23 protein-coding genes, 1 pseudogene and 1 riboswitch are annotated in these 25,572 nt (G+C 34.2%); of the genes and pseudogenes, 9 read left to right on the top strand and 15 right to left on the bottom strand.

The genetic code is table 11. The features are described from left to right. Positions 1-4: 4 nt before the first annotated feature. Positions 5-1,840 (bottom strand): ABC transporter ATP-binding protein, encoded by a 1,836-nt coding sequence (locus A9G17_RS10570; protein ID WP_065738676.1) that lies wholly within the window; start codon positions 1,838-1,840, stop codon positions 5-7. Between the two features lie 253 nt (positions 1,841-2,093). Beyond that, entirely contained in the window at positions 2,094-2,786 is a 693-nt protein-coding gene (locus tag A9G17_RS10575) for a LexA family transcriptional regulator (RefSeq protein WP_065738677.1), read from the bottom strand. A 641-nt stretch (positions 2,787-3,427) separates the two neighbouring features. Here A9G17_RS10575 and tatA point away from each other — a divergent pair. After that, a complete protein-coding gene (gene tatA / locus A9G17_RS10580; RefSeq protein WP_051516275.1) occupies positions 3,428-3,592 on the top strand; it encodes a twin-arginine translocase TatA/TatE family subunit in 165 nt (54 codons plus the stop codon). A 12-nt stretch (positions 3,593-3,604) separates the two neighbouring features. Further along, positions 3,605-4,789: an FAD-dependent monooxygenase gene (locus A9G17_RS10585; protein WP_065738678.1), complete on the top strand. Its 1,185-nt coding sequence runs from the start codon at positions 3,605-3,607 to the stop codon at positions 4,787-4,789. A gap of 56 nt (positions 4,790-4,845) precedes the next feature. Here the strand turns inward: A9G17_RS10585 and A9G17_RS10590 are convergent, their stop codons facing one another. The 5 genes and pseudogenes from A9G17_RS10590 to raiA form a co-directional block, all read right to left on the bottom strand. Next, entirely contained in the window at positions 4,846-5,886 is a 1,041-nt protein-coding gene (locus A9G17_RS10590; RefSeq protein WP_065738679.1) for an NADH:flavin oxidoreductase/NADH oxidase, read from the bottom strand. 315 nt (positions 5,887-6,201) lie between these two features. Beyond that, positions 6,202-7,380: an MFS transporter gene (locus A9G17_RS10595; protein WP_065738680.1), complete on the bottom strand. Its 1,179-nt coding sequence runs from the start codon at positions 7,378-7,380 to the stop codon at positions 6,202-6,204. A 73-nt stretch (positions 7,381-7,453) separates the two neighbouring features. Further along, positions 7,454-8,500, bottom strand: a pseudogene (mutY, locus tag A9G17_RS10600) (A/G-specific adenine glycosylase). Then, a complete protein-coding gene (gene pheA, locus A9G17_RS10605; protein ID WP_065738681.1) occupies positions 8,500-9,651 on the bottom strand; it encodes a bifunctional chorismate mutase/prephenate dehydratase in 1,152 nt (383 codons plus the stop codon). Before pheA ends, mutY begins: the two are co-directional and overlap by 1 nt. A 101-nt stretch (positions 9,652-9,752) precedes the next feature. Then, a complete protein-coding gene (gene raiA, locus A9G17_RS10610) occupies positions 9,753-10,085 on the bottom strand; it encodes a ribosome-associated translation inhibitor RaiA (RefSeq protein WP_065738682.1) in 333 nt (110 codons plus the stop codon). A gap of 316 nt (positions 10,086-10,401) precedes the next feature. On the opposite strand from raiA, the gene trmJ reads away from it, so the two are divergent. Continuing rightward, on the top strand, positions 10,402-11,082 hold the full coding sequence (gene trmJ, locus A9G17_RS10615; protein WP_065739150.1) for a tRNA (cytosine(32)/uridine(32)-2'-O)-methyltransferase TrmJ: 681 nt from the start codon (positions 10,402-10,404) through the stop codon (positions 11,080-11,082). Positions 11,083-11,164: 82 nt separating this feature from the next. On the opposite strand, the gene cysS is transcribed toward trmJ, so the two are convergent. The 5 genes from cysS to mog all read right to left on the bottom strand — a co-directional run bounded on the left by cysS (position 11,165) and on the right by mog (position 16,646). Then, positions 11,165-12,556: a cysteine--tRNA ligase gene (gene cysS, locus A9G17_RS10620; protein ID WP_065738683.1), complete on the bottom strand. Its 1,392-nt coding sequence runs from the start codon at positions 12,554-12,556 to the stop codon at positions 11,165-11,167. Between the two features lie 519 nt (positions 12,557-13,075). Beyond that, positions 13,076-13,318, bottom strand: coding sequence for a GlsB/YeaQ/YmgE family stress response membrane protein (locus tag A9G17_RS10630; RefSeq protein ID WP_025316149.1), 243 nt, complete (start codon positions 13,316-13,318; stop codon positions 13,076-13,078). A 365-nt stretch (positions 13,319-13,683) separates the two neighbouring features. Continuing rightward, positions 13,684-15,045, bottom strand: coding sequence for a lysine-sensitive aspartokinase 3 (gene lysC, locus A9G17_RS10635; protein ID WP_065738685.1), 1,362 nt, complete (start codon positions 15,043-15,045; stop codon positions 13,684-13,686). A gap of 82 nt (positions 15,046-15,127) precedes the next feature. Beyond that, a riboswitch (Lysine riboswitch) is annotated at positions 15,128-15,302 on the bottom strand. A gap of 110 nt (positions 15,303-15,412) precedes the next feature. Continuing rightward, positions 15,413-15,871 carry a transcriptional regulator ArgR gene (gene argR, locus A9G17_RS10640; RefSeq protein WP_039127302.1) on the bottom strand — a complete coding sequence of 153 codons (459 nt, stop codon included), beginning with the start codon at positions 15,869-15,871 and terminating at the stop codon, positions 15,413-15,415. Between the two features lie 196 nt (positions 15,872-16,067). Continuing rightward, on the bottom strand, positions 16,068-16,646 hold the full coding sequence (mog, locus tag A9G17_RS10645) for a molybdopterin adenylyltransferase (RefSeq protein ID WP_065738686.1): 579 nt from the start codon (positions 16,644-16,646) through the stop codon (positions 16,068-16,070). Between the two features lie 241 nt (positions 16,647-16,887). Here mog and A9G17_RS10650 point away from each other — a divergent pair, with 241 nt between their 5' ends. Both A9G17_RS10650 and A9G17_RS10655 read left to right on the top strand, forming a co-directional pair. Then, a complete protein-coding gene (locus A9G17_RS10650; RefSeq protein WP_065738687.1) occupies positions 16,888-17,829 on the top strand; it encodes an ABC transporter ATP-binding protein in 942 nt (313 codons plus the stop codon). Continuing rightward, a complete protein-coding gene (locus tag A9G17_RS10655) occupies positions 17,822-18,592 on the top strand; it encodes an ABC transporter permease (RefSeq protein WP_065738688.1) in 771 nt (256 codons plus the stop codon). The genes A9G17_RS10650 and A9G17_RS10655 overlap by 8 nt, the downstream gene beginning before the upstream one ends. A gap of 44 nt (positions 18,593-18,636) precedes the next feature. Here A9G17_RS10655 and A9G17_RS10660 read toward each other — a convergent pair whose 3' ends face one another. Genes A9G17_RS10660 through accB form a run of 3 tightly spaced genes read right to left on the bottom strand, consistent with a single transcriptional unit; the run spans position 18,637 to position 21,181 of the window. Next, on the bottom strand, positions 18,637-19,275 hold the full coding sequence (locus A9G17_RS10660) for a bifunctional 4-hydroxy-2-oxoglutarate aldolase/2-dehydro-3-deoxy-phosphogluconate aldolase (protein ID WP_039127290.1): 639 nt from the start codon (positions 19,273-19,275) through the stop codon (positions 18,637-18,639). 58 nt (positions 19,276-19,333) lie between these two features. Continuing rightward, positions 19,334-20,680, bottom strand: a complete 1,347-nt coding sequence (gene accC, locus A9G17_RS10665; RefSeq protein WP_065738689.1) for an acetyl-CoA carboxylase biotin carboxylase subunit — start codon at positions 20,678-20,680, stop codon at positions 19,334-19,336. Positions 20,681-20,713: 33 nt separating this feature from the next. Continuing rightward, on the bottom strand, positions 20,714-21,181 hold the full coding sequence (gene accB, locus A9G17_RS10670; protein ID WP_065738690.1) for an acetyl-CoA carboxylase biotin carboxyl carrier protein: 468 nt from the start codon (positions 21,179-21,181) through the stop codon (positions 20,714-20,716). A gap of 368 nt (positions 21,182-21,549) precedes the next feature. On the opposite strand from accB, the gene A9G17_RS10675 reads away from it, so the two are divergent. The 4 genes from A9G17_RS10675 (at position 21,550) to rng (ending at position 25,537) form a co-directional block, all read left to right on the top strand. After that, complete coding sequence (locus A9G17_RS10675; protein ID WP_025316140.1) at positions 21,550-22,593, top strand: rod shape-determining protein; 1,044 nt, start codon at positions 21,550-21,552, stop codon at positions 22,591-22,593. Between the two features lie 139 nt (positions 22,594-22,732). Beyond that, a complete protein-coding gene (gene mreC / locus A9G17_RS10680; protein WP_065738691.1) occupies positions 22,733-23,575 on the top strand; it encodes a rod shape-determining protein MreC in 843 nt (280 codons plus the stop codon). Further along, positions 23,562-24,047 carry a rod shape-determining protein MreD gene (mreD, locus tag A9G17_RS10685; RefSeq protein WP_065738692.1) on the top strand — a complete coding sequence of 162 codons (486 nt, stop codon included), beginning with the start codon at positions 23,562-23,564 and terminating at the stop codon, positions 24,045-24,047. The genes mreC and mreD overlap by 14 nt, the downstream gene beginning before the upstream one ends. 14 nt (positions 24,048-24,061) lie before the next feature. After that, positions 24,062-25,537: a ribonuclease G gene (gene rng / locus A9G17_RS10690; RefSeq protein ID WP_065738693.1), complete on the top strand. Its 1,476-nt coding sequence runs from the start codon at positions 24,062-24,064 to the stop codon at positions 25,535-25,537. The last annotated feature ends 35 nt before the right edge of the window (positions 25,538-25,572 follow it).

Below are 25,572 nucleotides of genomic sequence, written 5' to 3' on the forward strand. Positions count from 1 at the left end.
ATAATTAAATGTTTTCACCTAAGAATCCACCACTCTGATGTTTCCAAAGTTGAGCGTACAGTCCATTTTTATCAAGCAATTCTTGGTGTGTTCCTTGTTCAATAATCCTTCCTTGATCCAGAACAACTAATCTATCCATTGCCGCAATGGTTGATAATCGGTGAGCAATGGCAATAACGGTTTTACCTTCCATTAAAGTATATAAACTCTCTTGAATAGCTTGCTCAATTTCAGAATCCAACGCACTGGTCGCTTCATCTAATAATAGAATTGGGGCATTTTTTAATATAACTCTGGCAATTGCAATGCGCTGTCGTTGTCCACCTGATAATTTTATGCCTCGCTCTCCTACAAATGCGTCATAGCCTGTTCTACCGTTTGCATCAATAAGTGTATGAATAAAGCTATCAGCATGAGCTTTTTTTGCTGCTATAATCATCTCTTCTTCAGTGGCTTGATTGTTACCATAGAGTAGGTTTTCTCGTACTGAGCGGTGTAATAGGGACGTATCTTGAGTTACCATACCAATTTGGGCGCGTAAGCTTTCTTGGGTAACGGTTGTAATTTCTTGTCCATCGATAATAATTTTACCACTTTGTAAATCATAAAAGCGTAATAATAAATTAATAAGCGTGGATTTGCCTGCTCCAGAGCGACCTACTAATCCTATTTTCTCACCTGGATTAATTGTTAAATCCAAATCTTGAATGATAGAGTTTTGTCTTTTGGCATCATAATTGAAGTTAATGTGTTGAAAGTCAATTTTACCTTGTTTTACAACAAGTTCAGTTGCATTAGGTTGATCATTGACTGTTTTAGTTGAAGAAAATGTATTGATACCATCTTTCACTACACCAATATTTTCAAATAGAGCAGCCATTTCCCACATGATCCAATGAGAGAAACCGTTTAATCGTAATGCGACGGCGGTTGTTGTAGCGATTGCTCCAACACCAACTAACTGATCTGTCCATAACCATAAAGCAACACCTGTCGTGCAGAGTATTAATGTAATGGATAAAAGATGGTTTACAATTTCAAAACTGCTGACTAAACGCATTTGCCGATTAACGGTAACTAAAAACTCATCCATTGATTCTTGAGCGTATTTAGCTTCATTACCTGCATGTGAGAACAGTTTAACTGTCATGATATTGGTATAGGCATCGGTGACTCGTCCTGTCATGGTAGAACGTGCATCAGCTTGCATACTGGCAACTTTACCTAGGCGTGGAATAAAATAGTACATTGCAATCCCATAAAGCACAGTCCAACCAAGAAAAGGCATTAATAACCAAAGATCTAATTGTCCAATGATAGCCGCCATGGTAATAAAGGAAATAAGTACATAGATAAAAATATCTGCGACTAAAAAACAAGTATCTCTAACAGCAAGCGCTGTTTGCATAACTTTTGCTGATATTCTTCCTGCAAATTCATCTTGGAAAAAGCGCATACTTTGATTAAGAACTAATCTGTGCAAATTCCAACGCATTCTCATTGGGAAATTTCCAGCAAGACATTGATGTTTAATAATCGTTTGTAAGCTAATGATTAGCGTACTGGCTAAAATTATTAAAGCTAATAAAATTAATGTGGTTTTTTCTTGCTGCCAAAATTTAGATGGTTCAACTTCTGCAAGCCAGTCAACCACTTTACCTAATGCAGCAAATAAAAAAGCTTCAAAAGCACCACTTAATCCACTTAGCATGATTAATAACAGCATAAACACGCGAGTGCCTTTGGTTGATTGCCATATAAAACTAAAAAAGTTTTTAGCCGCTGGTTGAGGATCATCTTTAGGATAAGGTGACACCAATTTTTCAAAAAATCGATACATAATAGACCTAATTAGTAAAATGATATTTTATTGGTAAATATATCAATGATATATGGAATATGAGATTAGGGCTAATGGATATAATTCATCCTGATACCCAAATTTAAGTGAAATTTTAAATAAACATTGCTTAGCTATCTACCTGTCATTAAAGGATTTATGAACATAAAAAAATAGTGAGGAAAATATCTGGTTAATATTTCCTCACTTTAGCAATTATATATTGAAAAACAGTAGATTTCTATTTATTGGTTTAAAAAACGTCTTTAATTATTTGTACAACACGACCAATTATATTGTACTTATCAAAATGTGCTTTAGGTACTTCTATTGTTGGATATTGCTCATTATTACATATTAAAATCCAACTACTCAAAGTTAGGCGTATTTTTCTTAACAAGGTAAAATTTTCATATTCGATTAAATATATTGCTCCATCAACCATCTCCGTTATATCCGTGTTTATAATAAGTCCATTATTATTTTCAATTTCAGGGGACATTAAATCACCTTTTGCCCAATAGATAATTAATTTTTTTATATCTAAACCACGATGAGATGCCCAACCTTCCACAATTGGATAATTCATTACAGGTGGTGTTTCTCTAATATAGCGTTGATATTGTGCTTCTTCTTTGGTTGGTAATTGTTTTTTATAAACAGGAATACGGTAAATATTTTCATTATATACATCATCGTCATCGTCTTTTGGGTCAAATACTTCAAGTCTGTAACCCGTTGCAAGCCAGTTAAATGAAACATTACATTTTTCAGCAATTACCTCTAGACGAGTAAGTGAAGGGTAGGTTTTTCCTGATAAATAATCCCTGATAACAGTTTCTGACATATCACATTTCTTCGCAAAAGCAGAAACAGATAAACCTTGCATTGAATTAAATAGTCTGTCTTTGAAGGTTTTGACATTTTTATTTTTGATCATATTCATTTCTGTCTCGTTTTCTTTTTTCATCCGTATAGTAATTATAGTGCATATTTTTTAACTTTTATATACACGGTATTGGGAATAATATGCGTTTTAATGCGTTTTTCTCGGATTTAATGTTTTTAGTTCGTGTTATATCGTGATTATGCTTTTTTTTACGATTTTAGATTTTTGAACCGACATTTAGAAAAAAACTTTTGAATTGTTTTTTCTGCTTTAAAACTGTTGTTTTACGCTTAATTTATATTACTTTTATGAGTAATAACGTTTTTTTACCTGTTTTTTGATATTTATCTAATTAGAGAAAAGGATAAATTTCATAGATAATCTATTTTAATAACATGATTTTTAATATTTTGTTCGTTTTTTTAGCAATTCGTTTTTATAAAACAAAAAAACAAATAAAAACGTTGACTAAAGCGAAAAAAAATGGATAATAAGCAGGGTAAGGATTTTTCATTGTTTTCTTTCCTTATATTCCTTATATTTCATGTTGGCCTGTATAGTTTTATACAGGTCTTTTTTTTATCCATAATCTAGTTATGAAATCCTTTCACAAAAAGAGTATAATGAAATCCCATTAAAACTTACGTCTAAGTATAAAGTTTAAATAGATAAGAGTAGTTAATTAAGAGGATTTTATTATGTCATTTAGTATCCCACACCTTTTAGTGTTTCTTGCTGTGGTCGTTCTATTATTTGGTACTAAAAAATTACGTAATTTAGGTTCAGATCTTGGTTTCGCATTAAAAAGCTTCAAAAAAGCGATGAATGACGATGAAATTGAATTAAAGAAAGATAATAAGTAACTATTGATTAGTATGGATACTCACTTTGATATTGTAATCGTTGGCGGTGGTTTAGTTGGGCTAGCAACAGCTTGTGCACTTAGTCAATATGATTTGAAGATAGCGATCATAGATGCTAAGGTTCATCATAATGAATCTTTTCTACAAAATGAAATCGGTATAAGGGCTTCAGCAATTAATGGTGCTAGCCAAAGGTATTTTTCTCAAATAGGCATTTGGGATGATTTATTAAATAGTCATCGTGTGCAAGACTTTACCGAAATAGGTGTATGGGAAAAAAACGGTATAGCGCATCTTTCAGCTCACGCAAAAGATTATGGTTATCCAAATCTAGGCTATATCATCGAAAATAATCTGATCTCTCACTGTTTGTATCACTTTGCTAAAGAAAATCACAATATAACGATTTTTAATCTTGCTGCCATTGATAATTGCTATAATGACGATTATGCATTTTTAACCTTGGCAGATAATACTATTTTACAAGCTAAACTTATTATCGGCGCTGATGGTGCACACTCTTGGTTGCGTAAACATGAAAAAATTTCAGTTTTTGAACGTAACTATCTTCATCACGCAGTAATTACAACCGTTGAAACTCAGTATCCTCACCAATCTTGTGCTAAACAAATTTTTTATCCAAATGGTATTGTTGCTTTTTTACCTCTTTGGCAAGCAAATAAAAGTTGCTTGGTATGGTCAACTAAACCTAACCAAGCAACAATTTTAAAATTGCTTACAGAATCAGAGTTCTGCCAAGAACTGTTTAAATTAACGGGCGATAAAGTAGGTAAATGCCAATTAATTAATCAACGGATGGTTTTTCCACTAAAAGCGCGTCTTGCCAAACAATTCGTTAAACATCGAACAGTGCTTATTGGTGATGCCGCACATACTATTCATCCTTTGGCAGGGCAAGGAGTGAATTTAGGTTTTCAAGATTCAGCTTTATTAGTTTCGACAATTAAGCAATTACATGATAAACACAAAGATATAGGACTTGCTGATAATTTAAAATCTTTCCAATTTACTCGCCGTAAAGATACGTTAGTAATGTTAACTGCGATGCGAACTATTCAAGACATGTTTAATGGTGATAACGTTTTGAAAAAAATGTTAAGAACTGCGGGCATGAATGCTATAGACAATTGTTCACCCTTGAAAAAACAACTTATTAAATACGCAATGCATATTTAATCGAATCTAAATATTTAAATCCTGCAAAATTTTTACAGGATTTAATAATAGTTGAGTTATTTGAAAGCAACTTGATAAGAAGTTGGTACAAATGGTGAAGAGGGTACATGTATCGCCCAATATGGGTCTTTTAATAATCCTCGCCCAATTGCCACTAAGTCAGCATCCCCAGTACTTAATACATAATCTGCTAGGTATGGATCTTCTAACATACCAACAGCTATAACTGGTAAATTGATTGCTTGTTTGATCGCACGGGCCAAATATACTTGATATCCAGCATGAAACTGCGGTGTATGAGCTGGATCTAATTGCCCATCGCCACCACCACTTACATCCAAAATGTCAGCGCCTGCATCGGCAAAGCGTTTTGCTATTTTGCGTCCATATTCTATATCATAGCCATCTTTACTATACTCTTGCGCAGAAAAACGGATAATAAGTGGCATATCACTAGGCATTACCGATTTAGCAGCTTGTATAACTTGTTCACCGAATAATAATTTATCTTGACCATATTCATCGGTTCTGTGATTAGTTTTTGGTGAGCTGAATTGATGAATTAAATATCCGTGAGCGCCATGAATTTCGATGGCGTCAAAACCTGCTTCAACGGCTCGTTTTGTTGACTCTTTAAATTTTTGAATGATATCAATAATTTCATCTTTTGATAATTCTCTTGGCATTTGATACTGCCATTTTGGATTAGCTTCGTTGGAACCATCATAAAGAATAGGTGAACAAGAGACAACATCTGAAGCTCCTAAAGCTTTTCGACCTGCATGAGCAATTTGAATAGCAATTTTACCATTTTGAGCATGTACAGCATCAACTATTCGTTTAAATTGATCACGCTGCTCATCATTCCATAATCCAAGACAATTTGGTGAAATACGACCATTAGGCGCTACATTTGTCATTTCAACAATAATTAAGCCTACACCACCAATTGCTCGAGATACATAGTGAACAAAATGCCAATCATTAGGCATGCCATCGGTAGCTTGATATTGGCACATAGGGGGCATTACGATGCGATTTTTTAGTGATAACTTTTTGATACTAAAGGGAGTATTGAGAAAAGAGATTTTAGCCATAAATGACTCCTTAGGTAACTTAATAAAAGTATTAAGTTAGTTTATTCATCAGTAAAAGTAAATATCAATGTCTTAATTCAATTGAGTTTAAAATTGTTTATCAATTTCAATGATTAAAATGTAAGAGCATTTAAATTAAAAAAATGTGATAGCGTGGTCATTTGTTTACTTATTTGAAAAGAAGTTTTTGTTATCATTTCTACTTTCCCTCCCAAACGCCTAATATTTTTTTAAAGGAATAATAAGCTACTTGTATTTAAAGTTAGAAACTAAACGATAATTTAATTATCAAATCATATGTAAAAAAGTTTCAGGTTAACTATACGTTTTAGTATAAAATAGCCAACAAATGATACCTATCAATCCCAATATTGTTCCTGATACCACAATGGCTATCCAGCCATAATGACTAAATAAATAGGTTGAACCAACAGAGCCAAGCATCCCACCAATAAAATAACATACCATGTAACCTGTATTCACTCTGCTACGAGCTTCAGGCCTTATTTGGTAAATTGCACTCATATTTGAAACATGTGTAACTTGTACTGAAAAATCTAATATAACCACACCTAGAATTAATGCAATGATTGAGTATTGCGCCAATGAAAGTGGTAACCACGATAACAGCAATAAACCTAAGCCTATTGTGGTAGCAAGCCAACCTTTACCTTTGTCTGATAATTTACCTACTATAGGCGAACCCAATGCACCCGCCGCTCCAGCAATTCCGAATAGACCAATAATGAAATCTGAGTAGTGATAAGGATCATTACTTAATAAAAAAGCAAGTGGTGTCCATAATAAAGAAAACAATGCAAATGATATAACTGCTAACAATGAACGAATTCTAAGGATAGGTTCTTGTTTGTATAATGAGCCAATTGACCATAACAGTTGAAAGTAATTGATATTAATTGTATTACGGTAAGTAGGCAGTGAAATCCAAAGTAATAGGGTAACAATACCCATGATACTTGTGGCAATCCAATATACGTAATGCCAATCGGCAATAGTTGAAATAGCGCCAGCAAAGGTTCTACCCAGTAAAATGCCAAGTAACATTCCACTCATTAAAATGCCAACGATTTTACCGCGGTGTTCCGGTTTGGATAGGGTAGCTGCAAAAGGAATTAAAACTTGTGCAACGGTTGAAAATAGCCCCGTCATGGATGTACCTATTATTAGCATCCATAAATTTTTTGATAAAGTACTGACGATGAGCCCACAAGTGGATAATACCATTAAAATAATAATTAAGTGTTTTCGCTCAAATTTATCACCAAGAGGTGTGATAAAAAGTAAACCAACAGCATAACTAAACTGTGCTGCCATTATGATTGAACCAGCATGCTCAACTGCAATATTCAAATCATGAGTAATTGAATGTAGTAGTGGTTGAGCATAATAATTGCTGGCAATAGTTACACCAATAGCAAATGCCATTAAAAAAACTAACCAGCTGGATAAACCTTGAGATTGTTTGCTTTGCATAAAATAAATGTTACAAAAAAAATAATGATGAATTATATATTAAAAATAAGATTGCTTCTGCTTGACAGCAATTTTAAGCAGATTGTTTTAATAAGTTATAAACGGGTGTAGCGAGTCCTATTTTTGTATTATCTGATTCTAGTTTATACCAATAGCCAGAAGATTCATCTCAACATTTTGTGAAATTGGTAATTACACAATAAATTGGAACAATATTTAAATGAAAATGGCTAAATGTATGTCTGAACGAGTTTAATGGTTTAGGTTCAGTTGATACTATTCCTTTTTTTTCTAACCACTCTTTTAGTTCTTGCTCGCTTGAAAATTCTGGTAGGCAATATAACCCTCCCCAAATACCTTTTGGTGGTCTTTTTTCTAACCAAATAGCGCGATTATATTCTAGCATTAAAAAATAAGCGGTTTTTTCTGGCTTGGCTGTTTTAGGTTTTGGTGTTGGATATTTTTGCCAACTTGCTGTTTTATAAGCAATACAATCTTTATGCAATGGGCACTGTGTGCACTTAGGCTTTGTACGAGTACAAACCATTGCCCCAATATCCATCATTGCTTGATTAAATTTAGCAATATTTTGTTCAGGCGTAACTTGTTCACTTAATTGCCAAAGTTTATTTTCGATTGTTTTATTTCCAGGCCATCCATCAACAGCAAAATATCGAGTTAAAACACGCTTTACATTACCATCTAAAATTGGGTAATGTTGATTTTGTGAAAGCGATAAAATTGCTCCAGCTGTCGAACGACCAATTCCTGGTAAAGCCACTACATCATCAAATTTGGTTGGAAATAAACCATTAAACTTATTATTAATAACTTGTGCTGCTTTGTGTAAATTACGAGCACGAGCATAATAACCAAGCCCTGTCCAAAGATGTAATACATCATCAATAGGTGCTTTTGCTAAATCCGTTATTTTTGGAAATAGCTTAATGAAATTATTAAAGTAGGGGATAACAGTTGCAACTTGTGTCTGTTGCAACATTACTTCTGATAACCACACATGATAAGGTGTTTTCTCAATCTGCCATGGTAGCGTTTTTCTGCCGTACTGTTCATACCATTTTAATACAGCCTTTGCAAAGGGGGGCATTGTTACAGGCATTACATTACAGCAGTAATTGTGTCATTTGGATAACAACCCAATACTTTTGTGTATAAGGTAATTTTTGCTAACTGCTTTAATGCGTTTTGCATTTCTTCAGAATAAAGATTACCTTGTAGATCAATGTAAAACATCTCTTCCCATGGTGTACCATGAATTGGACGAGATTCAAGTTTAGTCATGACAATATTATGATTACGTAACACAGAAAGAGCATCAACAAGTGCACCTGCTTGCTGGCCTGTTTTCATCAATATTGTGGTTTTAGCAGGGATTTGATCAGATACATGAACTGGCTTACGAGATAACACTATAAATCGGGTGATATTCTCTTTTTGATTAGCAAAACTATGTTCAAGAACTTGTAATCCATAAAGTTCACCGCCATCTTTATTACCCATAGCAGCAAAATTAGGCTTATTTGACTTAGCAACCATGTCCATTGCTGATGAAGTACTGTCACAAAAGACAATCTTCCAATGCGGATATCCCTCCAAAAAGTGAGAACATTGTTGGAATGGTTGTGGATGACTATATACGGTGTCAATTTGATCTAATTGAGTATTTGGAAGCGCTAAAATACAGTGATCAATCGGTAGTGATAACTCGCCAATAATATGCAAATTCGTTTTTTGTAGTAAATCATAAATTTCGTTAATGGATCCGGAACTTGAGTTTTCAATTGGTACAACACCATAATCAACAACGCCTTTCTCTATTTGTTCGAAGATATCTTTAAAAGTCGCACAACTTGACTCAATAATTTGCTCTAAATGGGCGCTAGCATAGCGTCGAGCTGCCGAATGAGAATAAGATCCTATGGGTCCTAGAAAAGCAATTTTTGCGGTCGTAATAGCACCATGATTTATTTTTTCTTGTAGAATTTTTTGTTGTAAAAGTACAGAATCTTCGATAATTATTTGATATAAATGTTTGATAAAAATATCATCAAGATGATATTTTTTACCGTGTTCAATTAGTGATTTAATTAATGAACGTTCGCGTTCCATGTCGCGTACTGGTATATTTGCCTTAATTTTAGTATTAATTACTTGTCTCGAAAGCTCACGACGTTTAGCAATAAGTTCTAAAAGAGTTTGATCAAGTTCGTTAATTTTATCTCGTAAAGGTAATAAGTGATCTACTTTCATTTTTATTAGATTTTTTTAAAAGGTTAATGATATTATAACAAGCCACAAATAAAGGTACTACTTAAAGTAGTACCTTTTAAAAAAATAGAGCGTTTTATTTATTAGATTTCTTCTTCAAAAGTTGCTCCTTTAATACTTTCTGTTGCTCGACGAGCTTCCCCTTTATGTTGAATTTTATTCAGTTGTTTTTCAAGCTTACCAATAAGATCATTAATAGCGGCATACATGTCAATATGTTTTGCAGATGCGACTAGTGGCGTTCCTTTTGTGGCAATTGTTGCATCAATGATAAATCCATCGGGTTCTTTAGATAATATAAAATGAGGATTGATTAACAGCGCTCTCCATTTATCCAACTTCGAAAATTTATCTTCTAAATAACTACGAATTGCAGGGGTAATATCCATTTGTTTACTGGTAATACTTAAAGCCATAACCGACCTCCTTTATAATTTCAAACAACTAAGTTGATTTTTTAAGCTTCCATTAATACATTGGCAAATTATTTTTATTTCGTCAATAAGAACTTTGCTATTAACATGAGTTTTTGTGATTTAAATCTAAAAAAAAGATTTTATTAATCATGTATTTTATGACTATATGACTATGAACCTGCATTTTGCTTTGCTTTACTATATACTGTAGGCAACTACTATTTTTATTTATTTTATAAGATCTTTTAATGAGGAAGATGTGAGCTATTTAGATAATGTTAAGATTGTTTTGGTTGAAACGTCCCACACAGGTAATATGGGGTCTGCCGCCAGAGCAATGAAAACCATGGGTTTATCCAATCTTTGCTTAGTCAATCCAGTGATAAAGCCTGATTCACAATCAATTTCATTAGCGGCAGGTGCTAGTGATATTATTAAAAATGCAATAATTTTTTCATCTTTAGAAGAGGCAATCGCTGATTGTTCACTTGTGATAGGTACTAGTGCTCGTCCTCGCACTTTACAATGGCCTAATTTAACACCAAAAGAGTGCGGTGATAAAATCATTGGTGAGGCTGTTAATGCCCAAGTTGCGTTGGTTTTTGGGCGTGAACGAGTGGGGTTAACCAATGATGAATTGCAAAAATGCCATTTTCATGTTGGTATTCCAGCTAATCCTCAGTACAGTTCTTTGAATCTAGCTATGTCGGTACAGGTATTATGTTATGAAATTCGCATGTCAATGTTAAACTTGCAAGATAATCAATCAGAGCAAACAAATTTAAATACATATACATCCGAATACCCTAAAGATATCGATGTTGAGCGTTTTTATCAGCATTTAGAGCAAACTTTATTGCAAACAGAATTTATCAATGCCAATCATCCAGGTCAAATTATGGGGCGTTTGCGAAGATTATTTACTCGGGCACGTATTGAACAACAAGAACTGAATATTTTACGTGGTATTCTAACGTCGATTGATAAAAAGTTATAATTTTTAAGCATGAAAATAAATACCCACAAAAGAGTGGGTATTTTTAAATAATAACCGATTATGGTAAGGTTAACTTAATGGATTAACTTTTTTTCCGCCAAGTTGTACCATTTGCGCCATCCTCCAACACAATATTCATTGCGTTAAGTTTATCACGCGCTTCATCTGCTTGAGCCCAATTTTTGTTAGCACGAGCTTCATTACGTTGTTTTATTAATGCTTCAATTAATTCTGCATCGGCGTCATCTGGCTGATTACCTTGTAAGAATTTTATTGGATCTTGTTCAAGTAGACCAAGTACGGCTGCTAAATAACGTAATTCAGCTGCTAATTCGTTGGCAAATGACATATCGTTATCAGCTTTAGCTTTATTGATTTCTCGTGCTAAGTCAAATAAGGTTGAATAAGCTTCAGGAGTATTGAAGTCATCATTCATCGCATTACAGAATTGACGGTAATAATCGCTCTCTTTTGTCGTATATGGATAATTTGCATCAGTATCACGAAGTGCTGTATAAAGGCGCTCTAAAGCCATTCTTGCTTGTTTTAAATTTTCCTCACTGTAATTAAGCTGACTACGATAATGGCCCGATAGTAAAAAGTAACGGACAGTTTCAGCATCATAGTGTTTTAATACATCGCGAATAGTGAAAAAATTATTAAGTGATTTTGACATCTTTTCTTGGTCTATCATCACCATCCCTGAATGCATCCAATAATTAACATATTGTCCATCATGGGCACATGTAGATTGAGCAATTTCATTTTCATGATGAGGAAACATCAAATCTGAACCCCCACCATGAATATCAAAGTGATTACCTAATTGAAAACTGTTCATCGCAGAACATTCAATATGCCAACCTGGACGTCCTTTACCCCATGGGGAATCCCAGTTAGGCTCGTTAGGTTTTGACATCTTCCAAAGTACAAAATCCATTGGATTACGTTTAACATCAACCACATCAACGCGCGCTCCAGCCTGAAGTTGCTCCAAATTTTGACGCGACAAAATACCGTAATTTGGATCGCTATCAACTGAAAACATTACATCACCATTATCGGCAATATAAGCATGATCTTTTGCAATTAATTCTTCTATTAATTGAATAATCTGTGGCATTTGCTGTGTAGCACGAGGTTCGACATCAGGGCGCTTAATATTGAGTGCATCAAAATCGGCATACATCTCTTGTAACATACGTTCGGTTAGTTGTTCACAAGTTTCACCGTTTTCTAGAGCGCGTTTTATAATTTTGTCATCCACATCGGTGATATTGCGCACATAAGTTAATTGATAACCTAAAAAGCGCAAATAACGTGTTACAACATCAAATGCGACAAAGGTGCGACCATGACCAATATGACAAAGGTCATAAATAGTGACACCACAAACATAGAGTCCAATTTTATTGGGATGAATTGATTTAAAGGTTTCTTTTTCTCGAGTTAATGTATTGAATATTTTTAACATTACAATCTTTAGGTTTAGTTTAATGAAGTTTGTTAAATAATATAACAAAAATATGGTTATCGCGAAATTATTTATTATAATGCTTCTATATACTGTAATTATAATTTTATCATATGCCCGGCGAATTTATTGTTAACATTGTAGAATCTATCATTGAAGAAATTGGTAGAGGATTTTTGGAATTAGGTGGGTCAAAAGATACTTTTAAAAGAAGACTATATTGGACTTCTTTTATTATTTTAAATATTGTTGTGTTTGTATCTCACTTAATATTTAAGTGGCCTATTACTATAACAGATGGTTTGTTCTTATTTTTCATTTCATCTTTACTTTCATTTTTCATTATAACTCTTTGTTGGGGTATATGGCGCTTCATTAAAGATTTTAAGAAATGTAAAATATAACTTAAAGTTTACAAAAATAAATGGTTGAAAGTATCTAGTCGATAATAATCTCAATTTACTTTTTAATAAATAATTGGCGGGTAATCCCCCCGCCAATTTTGTGTAAAACAAAGTATTATTTCATTAGACGGTAGATATAAATAAGTAATATTGCACCTAAGACTGAGATAAACAAACTAGGGAAATTAAATCCTGTCACAGTTCCCCAGCCAAAGAATGTACTTATATACCCACCAACGATAGCACCTGCAATTCCTAATAAAATCGTTTTAAATACTCCTACGCGTCCAAGTGGCATAAAAAACTTTGCAATCCAACCGGCAATTAATCCTAGAATAGCCCAACTTAAAATACCCATGATAATTTCCTTTGTTTGATTAAGGTTAAATTTAGTTTACAAACACAGTTTAAAAATCTAAGAAATGTTGATATTTAATGTAATAGCTTTAACAATATTGATTAAAATTAATAAATCAAAATTTAAAAATATTAATAAATAACAGTCATAAAATGGAGATAGAAGATTTAATCCTAAGACTAAAGAATGACTATATGAATTGAGTGCATAAAAGTGTATTCATATAGTAATTGATAAATATTCTATAATTATTTGTAACAAAAGTTAAGGTCTTTTATTGCGTTTTCAAAGTTTTAACATGCTTCTTTTAAATAATCACTTTGATTTAAGTCGAAGGGAGATTAATTCTCCCTTTGAATGAGTTGTTATTCAAAAATAGATTTATGTAAAATTTTGATAATTGCTTCTGCATCATTACTTTTTGCTAAAAGGCACAGATTGTGGGTACTTGCACCATAACAACAAAGTCTTATAACAAAATCATCTAACACGCCGAATACTTCTTTTGCTATACCTTTTGTCGTCGTTAGGTTATTACCAATGATGGCAATAAGAGCTAAATCTTCCTCAACATCTACATGACAAAGAGTTGAAAGTTCGTCAAATAATTCTTTTGTTAATAAACTGTTACCATTAGTGCAAGTGCCTGTAGTGTCGATCGTTAAAGCGATGCTGACTTCAGATGTGGTAACTAAATCAACGGATATATTATGTTTAGCTAATATAGTAAATACCCTAGCAAGAAAACCTTGAGCATGCAGCATATTTAAACTGGTTAAGGTTAGTAATGTCTGTTTGCGTCGTAATGCTAGCGCCCTAAATACAGGTAATTTTGATGTGATACTATTAGTATTATAAACAATTGTGCCACCATCTTGTGGTGCTTTGCTTGAACCTACAAAAACAGGAATATTACTTCGTACTGCTGGAACCAACGTTGCTGGATGTAAAACTTTTGCTCCAAACGTTGCCATTTCTGCAGCTTCCGCGAAAGATATTTCATCAATTCTTTTTGCCGCTGGCGTAATACGTGGGTCATTGGTATAAATTCCTGCAACATCAGTCCAAATGTCTATTTGCGTTGCATTTAATGCTTCACCAAGTAACGCTGCTGTATAATCACTTCCGCCGCGCCCTAATGTTGTCGTCTTACCTGTACTTTCACTGCCAATAAAACCTTGAGTAACAATTAGCGCATTAGTATTTAAAGATTTTAAATGTGCACAACAAAGCTGTTTGATTTCTTCAATTTTAGGTTGAGCTTTACCAAATTTATCATCAGTACGCATAACTTTACGTACATCAAACCATATGGCACTTTTTTGTTTTTCTCTTAATACCTCAACAAATAGTTTTGAAGACATAATTTCACCATGACTGACTAACTCATCAGTTAATGCTGGTGACGTTGCTAAACTTGCAGCTTCCGATAAAGAGGCTATATTTGCAATGATTCGATCAATTTCGGCTCTTAACGTAGGGTTTTCAGGGAGTTGCTCTAAAATATTGTATTGAATTGATTGAATTTTGGCTAAATGCTGAGCTCGAACCTCCGCATCACGGCCTTCAGCTAATGCAACTAATAAGTTCGTAATACCTGCAGAAGCGGATAATACAACAACTTTTACACTAGGGTTATTGATAACAATATTAGCACTGTTTACCATTGCTGAATAATCAGCAACACTAGTACCACCAAATTTAGCAATTACAAATGATGTTTCCATGGATTCCTCATATTAAAAATTTTATTTTTAACAGAGTTAGAGCGAGGGTATGTTCAATTTACAGTTATAATTTAAAAAGTACAAACCGCGAAGCGCTCCACCTGTTAAGGTGACAACCCAAGGGATTCAGCCCTTGCAGTCGATTTGATTGCTTTCTGGATACTCAATCAAACCTCGGCATTGCATCCCCTCAATCATTTATCACCGATTCCAGTATCTAAAATAATCTACCTGAGCAATGCGCCTCTTCGTTCTCGTAACGTAAGTTACAATTTAAGTGCTATATAGAATTAACGATTTTACTAAATGTGTCAATAGGTTAAATAGGAAAAATTATTTATTAAATATTAAATTGCTATATCAATAGTTATAATTCTTGTTCAAATAGTTGAATAATAGTTTGATATAAACTTTTGACCGTACAAGATTTGGTCGGTGTACTAAAAATTGTATCATCGCCTGCAATTGAACCTAAAATGCCTTCTGATTTACCAATTGAATCAAGTAAGCGAGCGATAAGTTGAGCTGCTCCTGGACTGGTACGAATGACTACCATTGAGCTATTATAATCAATATCAACAACCAAATTTTTTAATGGACTACTGGCCGTTGGTACACTCATTTCAGCCGGCAAGCAATAGACCATTTCTGATTTTGCGTTGCGCGTTCTAACCGCCCCAAATTTGGTTAACATCCGTGAAACTTTGGATTGATTAATGTTATCAAATCCTTGCTCTTGTAAAGCTTGCACAATGCTTATTTGAGAACTAAACTTTTCTTGTAGAAGCATTTCTTTAAAAGCTTTAGTAAGATCTTCTTGTTTCATATTTTTCCTTTAGGATTAATTGATTGCTGTTTTGGGTGAAAGCAGCAATAATTTTCTGTTGCTTAATATATCGGTAAAAAATCTAAGTTAATTAGTGAGTTTTATAAACATTTTTTTGAAATAAATTGAGTATCAAACTACCAAGTTTTAGACTTTAAATTCTTTAAACATAATTATGCATAAGATTTGCATAAAATCAAATATTCGATTTGTTACTGCTTTTAGGGCGAAAAGATTTTACTATGTGCTCATGCGTTTCAATGTAAGGTCCTTCTAATAATTCTAAGCAATAAGGAACACTGGCAAAAATTCCATTAACAATTATTTTGCCATCACTATCTTTTACACCTTCAAGCGTCTCTTTTATCGATTTTGGTCTACCCGGTAAGTTCAAAATTAAACATTTTTTGCGAATAACGCCAACTTGTCTGGAAAGAATGGCAGTAGGTACAAAATGCAAACTAATTTGACGCATCTGTTCACCAAATCCTGGCATAACTCGATCGGCTATTGCTAAAGTTGCATCTGGGGTGACATCTCTAATGGCAGGTCCTGTACCGCCAGTGGTTAAAATCAAATCACAATGTAGTTTATCAACGAATTCACATAATGTTTGTTCAATAATAGGTTGTTCATCTGGAATTATTCGGGTTTCGGTAATAAATGGAGTTTTCAATGCTGATTGTAACCAAGATATTAATGATGGAATACCTTCATCGTCATAGATCCCTTTTGCCGCTCTATCAGACACAGAAACTAAACCAATTTTGAACATAGTACTTATTCCTTAGGTGATTATTTATCTATATTAATTAGAAATTAAGACCACATATATATGGCCAATGGTTCGCTAAAATTAATGTACGCTAAAAGTTGAAAATTATAACTCATTTATATTCAATATAAAGAAAACTAAAAAGACCTTTACAACCGCTGATTATGTTGTCAATATTGCTGCTCATTAATAATTGAGTTTATATAATTTCAATCATAACTTATTCAATTAGGATTTTACCATGTCATCTATTCCTGCGCTTGAATTGGTCGCGCTTAAAAAAATTTATAAAAATGGTGTAGAAGCATTAAAAGGTATTGATTTAACGGTTCAAGCAGGTGATTTTTATGCATTGCTTGGTCCAAATGGTGCCGGAAAATCAACAACTATTGGCATAATTAGCTCACTAGTAACCAAAACTTCAGGTAAAGTGCGAATTTTTGGTTATGATTTAGATACTGATATTGTCAATGCCAAAAGGCAATTAGGCTTAGTACCACAAGAATTTAATTTTAACCAATTTGAAGAAGTGATTCAGATTGTCACTAATCAAGGAGGCTACTATGGATTGCCGCGTAAATTAGCATTAGAACGTGCAGAAAAATATCTAAGAATTTTAGATTTATGGGATAAACGCCATAGCCGAGCAAACATGTTATCTGGTGGTATGAAAAGACGTTTAATGATTGCAAGAGCACTAGTTCATGAGCCTAAATTATTAATTCTTGATGAACCAACCGCGGGGGTTGATATTGAGTTGCGGCGCTCAATGTGGGATTTTTTACGTGAAATCAATCGTCAAGGCATTACCATTATATTAACTACCCATTATTTAGAAGAGGCAGAAATGCTATGTCGCAATATTGGTATAATTCAACATGGCCAATTAATAGCGAACTCTTCTATGCGTGAATTATTAGCTAATAGCCAATCTGAAACTATTATTATTGATTATGTACCAACAGATGAACCCATTGTTTTAACAGATTATAGCTATGTAAATGTTGATACGGGTATGTTAGAAGTTAAAGTTGATAAACAACGAGGCTTAAATCAGTTGTTTGAGCAACTTAATCATCAAAACGTCAAAGTGATTAGTGTGCGTAATAAGACTAATCGATTAGAAGAGTTATTTGTTGATTTATTGCGCAATAATAATCCAAAAGGAGCTGATAATGTGTAATTTATATTGGATTGCCTTAAAAAGTATTTGGCGTAAAGAGGTGACGAGATTTTTAAGAATTTGGCTGCAAACATTGATACCACCAGTTATCACTATGTCACTTTATTTTATTATATTTGGTAATTTAATTGGCTCTCGTGTGGGGAATATGGGTGGCTTTAGTTATATGTCATTTATTGTTCCTGGTTTAATCATGATGTCTGTAATTACAAATTCTTATACCAATGTCTGTTCTTCATTTTTTAGTGCTAAATTTCAACGTAATATTGAGGAATTATTGGTTGCACCAGTACCAACGCATATTTTGATTTGGGGATATGTTGGTGGTGGTGTGATACGTGGAATTTTAACTGGAATTTTAGTGACGATAGTATCGTTATTTTTTGTTCGTCTTGAAGTACATTCTTGGCTCTTTGTTATTTGCACTTTATTATTAACTTCAATTTTGTTTTCATTAGCAGGTTTACTAAATGCCGTATTTGCTAAGACTTTTGACGATATTAGTATTATTCCAACATTTGTATTAACGCCATTAACTTATCTTGGCGGTGTATTTTACTCAATAACTATGCTACCCACTTTTTGGCAATGGGTATCAAAACTAAATCCAATCGTTTATATGATTAATGGTTTTCGCTATGGTTTTTTAGGTGTGACCGACGTATCACTATGGATCACATTTTCAATGTTAATTTTGTTTGTTACCGTGCTCTATATAATTGCATGGCGACTCATTGAAAGTGGGCGAGGGCTAAGAAGTTAAATTAACTAGAAAAACAACCGCCGAATAAAATCGGCGGAAAATAATTACTTGGCACCAGCAACTGCTTCTTTTGCCATTTGAGTAATTTTAGCAAAATCACCATTAGCAATAGCATCAGTTGGAATAAACCAAGTTCCACCAACACAAAGTACATTATTAAGCGCTAAATAGTCTCGATAATTTTTTGGGTTTACACCACCAGTAGGGCAAAACTTCATATATCCACAAGGACCAGCAAAAGCTTTTAATGCAGCTACGCCACCATTGATTTCTGCTGGGAAGAACTTTAATGCAGTTAAGCCATATTCTTGGGCTGTTAATAATTCAGAAATAGTTGCAATACCGGGAATGACTGGAACAGGTCCTTCAACTGCAGCTTTTAAAATAGCGTCAGTTATGCCAGGAGTAATAATAAATTCAACTCCAGCTTCGGTTACTTGTTTAAGTTGCTCAACACTTGTTACTGTACCCGCACCAACTACAGCTTCTGGAACTTCTTTAATGATTTTTTTAATTGCTTCAAGCGCACATTCTGTTCGTAGGGTAACTTCAAGAACTTTTACACCTCCAGCAATTAAAGCTTTTGCTAATGGCACCGCATCTTCTAGTCGTTCAATAACGATAACAGGAACAACAGGCCCCATAGTTAGAATTTCTTCAGCACTTCTTTTCCAGTTTTTCATTTGTATCTATCCATCTTTATTAAAAGCAATAATCCCTAAATGATAGGGATTATTTTTGTTACTCATAAATGCCTAATTTTTTCTCTAAATAATGAATGTTTGTTCCACCTTTTTGGAAACCTTTATCATTCATAATTTCAATGTGAAGATCAATATTCGTTTTGATACCATCAATCACAAGTTCAGCTAATGCGTTTTTCATTCGTGCAATAGCAACATCACGAGTTTCACCATAAGCAATTAGCTTACCAATCATTGAATCATAGTAAGGTGGTACTGTGTAACCCGCATAGATATGTGATTCCCAACGAATACCAAACCCCCCTGGTGCATGAAAGCGAGTAATTTTCCCAGGTGAAGGCATAAATGTTTTAGGATCTTCGGCATTTATACGGCATTCAATAGCATGACCTTTGATTTCAATATCACTTTGTTTGATTGAAAGAGGTTTGCCTGCGGCAATTAAGATCTGTTCTCTAATCAAATCCACACCCGTTATCATTTCGGTAACTGGATGTTCAACCTGAATACGTGTATTCATTTCAATGAAATAAAATTCACCATTTTCAAATAAGAATTCAAACGTTCCTGCACCACGATAACCAATTTCAATGCACGCATTAACACAGCGTTCACCAATGAATTTGCGCATTTTAGAGGTAATGCCAACCGCTGGTGCTTCTTCAACAACTTTTTGGTGACGTCTTTGCATTGAACAATCACGTTCACCTAAATAAATAGCATGACCTTGACCATCAGAAAGTACTTGGATCTCAATATGACGAGGATTTTCAAGGAATTTTTCCATATAAACCATATCATTATTGAAAGCGGTTTTTGCTTCTAATTTGGTCATTTTAATTGCTTGTTCAAGATCTTTTTCTTCCCGAACAATACGCATACCACGACCACCGCCACCACCGGACGCTTTGATAATAACCGGATAGCCTATTTGTTTAGCGATCTGCTTATTATTTTCAATATCATTACTTAAAGGACCATCAGAACCCGGTACACAAGGTACGCCAGCTTTTTTCATGGCATGAATTGCTGACACTTTATCACCCATTAACCGTATAGTCTCAGGTTTTGGTCCAATAAAAACAAATCCAGAACGTTCCACTTGCTCGGCGAAGTCAGCGTTTTCTGATAAAAAACCATATCCAGGATGAATTGCTGCTGCACCGGTAACTTCGGCGGCAGAAATTAAAGCGGGGATATTGAGGTAGCTTTTAACGGAAGCTGCTGGACCAATACAGACAGTTTCGTCTGCAAGTAATACATGTTTTAAATCTTTATCTGCCGAAGAATGAACAGCGACAGTTTTAATTCCAAGTTCTTTACATGCTCGTAGGATACGTAGAGCAATTTCTCCACGATTAGCAATAAGAATTTTATCAAGCATATTCGATCTCTTAATCTTATAAATAAGTTAATATTACTCAATGATGAATAGTGGCTGATCAAATTCAACAGGTTGACCATTTTCAACTAAAATAGCTTTAATTGTACCCGCTTTTTCAGATTCAATTTGGTTCATCATTTTCATCGCTTCAACGATACAAAGTACATCACCGACATTGACAGTTTGACCTACTTCTACGAAAGCTTTCGATTCTGGGCTTGGCGTGCGATAAAACGTTCCAACCATTGGTGATTTTATAGTTGTACCTGCTGGAACTGGAGCAATAGGATCCACTTCAGCTACACTCTCGCTTGCTGAGCTAGGGGCTACAACAACCGGAGCTGCTTGAGGGATTTGAATGTTTTGTATTGGCGCTGAATAGTTTGTTGTAGGTATTGATCGACTAATTCGAACCGATTCTTCACCCTCAGAAATTTCAAGTTCTGAAATACCTGACTCTTCAACTAATTCAATTAATTTTTTAATTTTGCGTATATCCATGAATTACACCGTGTTTATTTGATATAAGTAACAATTAATTTAATGCATCCTTAATATCTCAAAAGTAATCTTTTAAAGTGATAATAAGGCAGTAACTCAACATTAACGCGGAAGCATACACTGTAAAATAGATTTTGTCATTATATATCTTTCCTTTACAAACTGTTATTATACTATTTTCTAGGTATTATTTTAGAATTGCGATACAATAGATAAACCTAATTGTTATTGAAGCAAACAGGTTTTAAAAAAATAACTAGAATACTATTTTATACAATATAAAATTAAAATTAAGTATTTTATCCTATGGTTTGCTTCAAGTACTCACTAACACTTTAACAAGATTATTTCTAGGAAGAGTTTTTATTATGTTCAAAAAAGTTCGTGGCTTGTTTTCAAATGATCTATCGATTGATTTAGGTACAGCTAACACCCTTATTTATGTAAAAGGTCAAGGTATTGTACTAAACGAACCTTCAGTTGTCGCCATCCGTCAAGATCGCACAGGCACACCTAAAAGTGTCGCTGCTGTTGGGCAGGCTGCGAAACAGATGTTAGGACGTACTCCAGGCAATATTGCTGCGATTAGACCAATGAAAGATGGTGTAATTGCTGACTTTTCCGTGACTGAAAAGATGTTACAGTATTTTATTCGTCAAGTGCATAGTCATAGCTTTTTAAGACCAAGTCCTCGCGTTTTAGTTTGTGTGCCAGTTGGTGCAACGCAAGTTGAGCGTCGAGCTATCCGTGAGTCCGCATTAGGGGCAGGTGCGCGTGAGGTTTATTTAATTGAAGAGCCAATGGCAGCAGCTATTGGTGCTGATTTACCGGTTTCATCGCCAACAGGTTCAATGGTGGTTGATATCGGTGGTGGTACCACTGAAGTTGCTGTTATTTCTTTAAACGGTGTTGTCTATTCTGCATCGGCAAGAATTGGTGGTGACCGTTTTGATGAGGCAATTATCAATTATGTTCGTCGTAATTATGGTGCGTTAATTGGTGAAGCAACCGCTGAACGAATTAAACATGTTATTGGAAGCGCATATCCTGGGGATGAAGTTCTTGAGATTGAAGTTCGTGGTCGAAACCTTGCTGAAGGTGTACCTCGTAGCTTTACTTTAAATTCCAATGAAATTTTAGAAGCGCTTCAAGAACCACTAAGTGGTATCGTCAGTGCCGTTAAAGTTGCATTAGAACAGTGTCCTCCTGAACTGGCGTCCGATATTTCAGAACATGGTATGGTATTAACTGGCGGTGGTGCTTTATTACGTAATATTGATAAATTACTATCAGCTGAAACGGGTATTCATGTGGTTGTCGCTGAAGATCCTCTTACATGTGTAGCACGAGGTGGTGGCAAAGCTCTCGATATGGTTGATATGGAGGGCGGGGATCTCTTTAGTGAAGAGTAATTATTGTCTAATTATTGATTAATATAATTTTTATGAAATCGATAATTAATAAACATCTCACTTTTTCCGCCGACATAGTCGGCGGAGTCATATCTTGAATTAATTAGATTTTAAGCATATAACAGGTAAGTACTGGATAATGAAATTACTCTTTTCTAAACGTTCTCCTCTTAGTGTGCAGTTATTTATATCTTTATTGTTATCTATTATATTGATAATATTAGATTTAAATTATCGTCCGTTTAAAGAAGTTCGTTACTATTTAGATACAATGATTTCGCCATTGTATTACATTTCAAATGCACCTAAAGCGACCTATGACACACTTTATGAGATGTCAAAGACACGTGAAGCGTTAGAAAAAGAAAATGCAAATTTAAATAATATACTGCTTGAAAAAAAGACAGACCTGTTATTGCTTGAGCATCTTAGACATGAAAACGATCGATTAAGAGAATTACTAGGGTCGCCTTTAAGACATGATGAACATAAAATGGCAGCTCAAGTTATATTAGCTGATACAGATCCTTATGTTTATCAGGTAGTTATTAATAAAGGTAAAAATGACGGTGTTTATATTGGTCAACCTGTCGTTGATGATAAAGGTATCGTTGGGCAAATTTATGAAACAGCTCAAAAAACCAGTCGGGCAATTTTAGTTTGTGATTATCAACATGCAATACCTGTACAAATATTAAGAAATGATATTTCTATGGTGGCAGTCGGTAATGGATGCAGTAATGATTTAACACTCGATTTTTTACCAAATAATGTTGATATCAAAGTCGGTGACATATTAGTAACTTCTGGACTAGATGGTCGTTTTCCTGAGGGCTATCCTGTTGCAGTAGTAAGTTCTGTCAAACTTGATATTAGCGATTCAACTCCGGTTATTTCAGCAACGCCGACAGCTGATCTAAAACGTTTACGCTATCTATTATTACTATGGGGAGATCAAGGAGTAAAACATGAGGGCTCGTAATAGCATATTAATTATTTGGTTCACTTTGTTAATAGGCTTATTTTTTCAAATTATACCTTGGTCACCTTCATATGATATGTTTAAACCACATTTGTTTTTATTAATTATCGCTTATTGGTTAATTACTCTTCCTTATCAGATTGGCATAGGTACTGCATTTGTTTTTGGTTTAATAATAGATTTATGTTCGGGAACAATATTAGGTGTACATGCTTTTATCTATTCTTTAATTGCCTATTTACTTGTATTCAAATACCAATTATTGAGTAATTTAGCTTTATGGCAACAGGCTTTTATCTTATTTGGTATTTCGGTATGTTATAATGCATTAATCTTTATATTTCAGGTAAGTATTTATCATACAATTACTATGTCACCTTATATACTATTATCAAGTTGTGTTGATGGCTTTTTATGGATATGGATATATCTGCTATTGCAAAGCATAAAACAAAACTTTGCAATTAATTAGGGGAATATTTCTGTATGTCTGTTGAATTATTAATGAACGTAACTCCGTCTGAAACGCGAGTTGCTTATATTGAAGATGGTGTATTGCAAGAAATTCATGTTGATCGTGAATCACGTCGAGGCATTGTCGGTAATATTTATAAAGGAAAAATTATTCGTATTTTGCCTGGGATGCAGGCCGCATTTGTCGATATTGGTCTTGAAAAGGCTGCATTTTTGCATGCATCTGATATTATGCCACATACTGAATGTGTGTCAGATTCAGAACAAGAGCAATTCCAAGTAAAAGATATTTCTGAACTTGTCCGTCAAGGACAAGATTTAATGGTACAAGTCGTTAAAGATCCCTTAGGTACTAAAGGCGCTCGACTCACAACCGATATTACTTTACCATCACGTTATTTGGTATTGATGCCAGGTCAAAATTCTGCACATGTTGCTACTTCTCAACGCATAGAAAGTGAAGAAGAGCGTCAAAGGCTAAAACATATTGTTGAACAATATGTAACCCCAGATGGTGGTTTTATTGTTAGAACTGCTGCCGAGGGTGCAAGTGCTCATGAGCTAGAGCAAGATGCAAACTTTTTAAAACGGTTATGGGCTAAGATTCAGGAACGAATGGCTCGTCCTACCAGTAAAAATTTAGTTTATGGTGAGTTAGCTTTATCGCAGCGCGTATTAAGAGACTTTGTTGGAGATCCAATTGAGCGTATTTTAGTTGATTCTAAATTGACTTATGATCTTCTCGTCGATTTTACTCAAGAGTTTATGCCAGAAGTCACTAATAAACTCTTTCATTATCGTGGTAATATCCCAATATTCGATCTATATGATACTGAAAATGAGATTCAACGAGCATTAGATCGCAAGGTTAAACTGAAATCGGGTGGTTATTTAATTATAGACCAAACTGAAGCCATGACAACAATTGATATTAACACTGGTGCATTTGTTGGTCATCGAAATTTAGAAGAGACAATCTTTAACACTAATATAGAGGCAACCATTGCTATTGCGCGTCAATTAAGATTACGCAATTTAGGTGGTATTATTATTATCGATTTTATCGATATGCAAGAAAATTTGCATCGAGAACGTGTATTACAATCATTGCAGGATTCTTTATCGAAAGACCGAGCTAGAACGACTATTAATTCATTTTCTACATTAGGACTAGTAGAAATGACGCGTAAACGAACTCGTGAAAGTATTGGGCATATTTTGTGTGAAGAATGTCCTGCTTGTAAGGGTAGAGGAATAGTCAAATCAGTTGAAACTGTTTGTAATGAAATTTTACGTGAAATTGTAAGAGTATATAAAGCTCATCGTTCTGAATATTTTTTAGTCTATGCGTCATCTGCTGTTGCGAATGCTTTAACGATTGATGAATCACATGCACTTGCTGAAGTTGAAGTCTTTGTTGGTAAAAGAGTTGAAGTGAAAATTGAACCACTTTATATTCAAGAACAATATGATGTGGTATTAATGTAAAGCAATAACATGTTAAAAAGTTTCAGGTTAACTAT

The organism is Gilliamella sp. wkB7, from assembly GCF_001693435.1.
Lineage (GTDB): Bacteria > Pseudomonadota > Gammaproteobacteria > Enterobacterales > Orbaceae > Gilliamella > Gilliamella apicola_N.

Coding starts and splice junctions, on each gene's coding strand:
- argR (WP_039127302.1), bottom strand. CDS start 15,871: ATGAAACAAGAAGATCTTACTAAAGCTTTTAAAGAAATGCTTCTACAA.
- mreD (WP_065738692.1), top strand. CDS start 23,562: ATGAGGGCTCGTAATAGCATATTAATTATTTGGTTCACTTTGTTAATA.
- A9G17_RS10660 (WP_039127290.1), bottom strand. CDS start 19,275: ATGAAAAACTGGAAAAGAAGTGCTGAAGAAATTCTAACTATGGGGCCT.
- pheA (WP_065738681.1), bottom strand. CDS start 9,651: ATGAAAGTAGATCACTTATTACCTTTACGAGATAAAATTAACGAACTT.
- accB (WP_065738690.1), bottom strand. CDS start 21,181: ATGGATATACGCAAAATTAAAAAATTAATTGAATTAGTTGAAGAGTCA.
- A9G17_RS10575 (WP_065738677.1), bottom strand. CDS start 2,786: ATGAATATGATCAAAAATAAAAATGTCAAAACCTTCAAAGACAGACTA.
- A9G17_RS10675 (WP_025316140.1), top strand. CDS start 21,550: ATGTTCAAAAAAGTTCGTGGCTTGTTTTCAAATGATCTATCGATTGAT.
- trmJ (WP_065739150.1), top strand. CDS start 10,402: ATGGGGTCTGCCGCCAGAGCAATGAAAACCATGGGTTTATCCAATCTT.
- A9G17_RS10590 (WP_065738679.1), bottom strand. CDS start 5,886: ATGGCTAAAATCTCTTTTCTCAATACTCCCTTTAGTATCAAAAAGTTA.
- lysC (WP_065738685.1), bottom strand. CDS start 15,045: ATGGAAACATCATTTGTAATTGCTAAATTTGGTGGTACTAGTGTTGCT.
- raiA (WP_065738682.1), bottom strand. CDS start 10,085: ATGGCTTTAAGTATTACCAGTAAACAAATGGATATTACCCCTGCAATT.
- cysS (WP_065738683.1), bottom strand. CDS start 12,556: ATGTTAAAAATATTCAATACATTAACTCGAGAAAAAGAAACCTTTAAA.
- A9G17_RS10595 (WP_065738680.1), bottom strand. CDS start 7,380: ATGCAAAGCAAACAATCTCAAGGTTTATCCAGCTGGTTAGTTTTTTTA.
- A9G17_RS10630 (WP_025316149.1), bottom strand. CDS start 13,318: ATGGGTATTTTAAGTTGGGCTATTCTAGGATTAATTGCCGGTTGGATT.
- A9G17_RS10570 (WP_065738676.1), bottom strand. CDS start 1,840: ATGTATCGATTTTTTGAAAAATTGGTGTCACCTTATCCTAAAGATGAT.
- A9G17_RS10585 (WP_065738678.1), top strand. CDS start 3,605: ATGGATACTCACTTTGATATTGTAATCGTTGGCGGTGGTTTAGTTGGG.
- accC (WP_065738689.1), bottom strand. CDS start 20,680: ATGCTTGATAAAATTCTTATTGCTAATCGTGGAGAAATTGCTCTACGT.
- rng (WP_065738693.1), top strand. CDS start 24,062: ATGTCTGTTGAATTATTAATGAACGTAACTCCGTCTGAAACGCGAGTT.
- mreC (WP_065738691.1), top strand. CDS start 22,733: ATGAAATTACTCTTTTCTAAACGTTCTCCTCTTAGTGTGCAGTTATTT.
- tatA (WP_051516275.1), top strand. CDS start 3,428: ATGTCATTTAGTATCCCACACCTTTTAGTGTTTCTTGCTGTGGTCGTT.
- A9G17_RS10650 (WP_065738687.1), top strand. CDS start 16,888: ATGTCATCTATTCCTGCGCTTGAATTGGTCGCGCTTAAAAAAATTTAT.
- A9G17_RS10655 (WP_065738688.1), top strand. CDS start 17,822: ATGTGTAATTTATATTGGATTGCCTTAAAAAGTATTTGGCGTAAAGAG.
- mog (WP_065738686.1), bottom strand. CDS start 16,646: ATGTTCAAAATTGGTTTAGTTTCTGTGTCTGATAGAGCGGCAAAAGGG.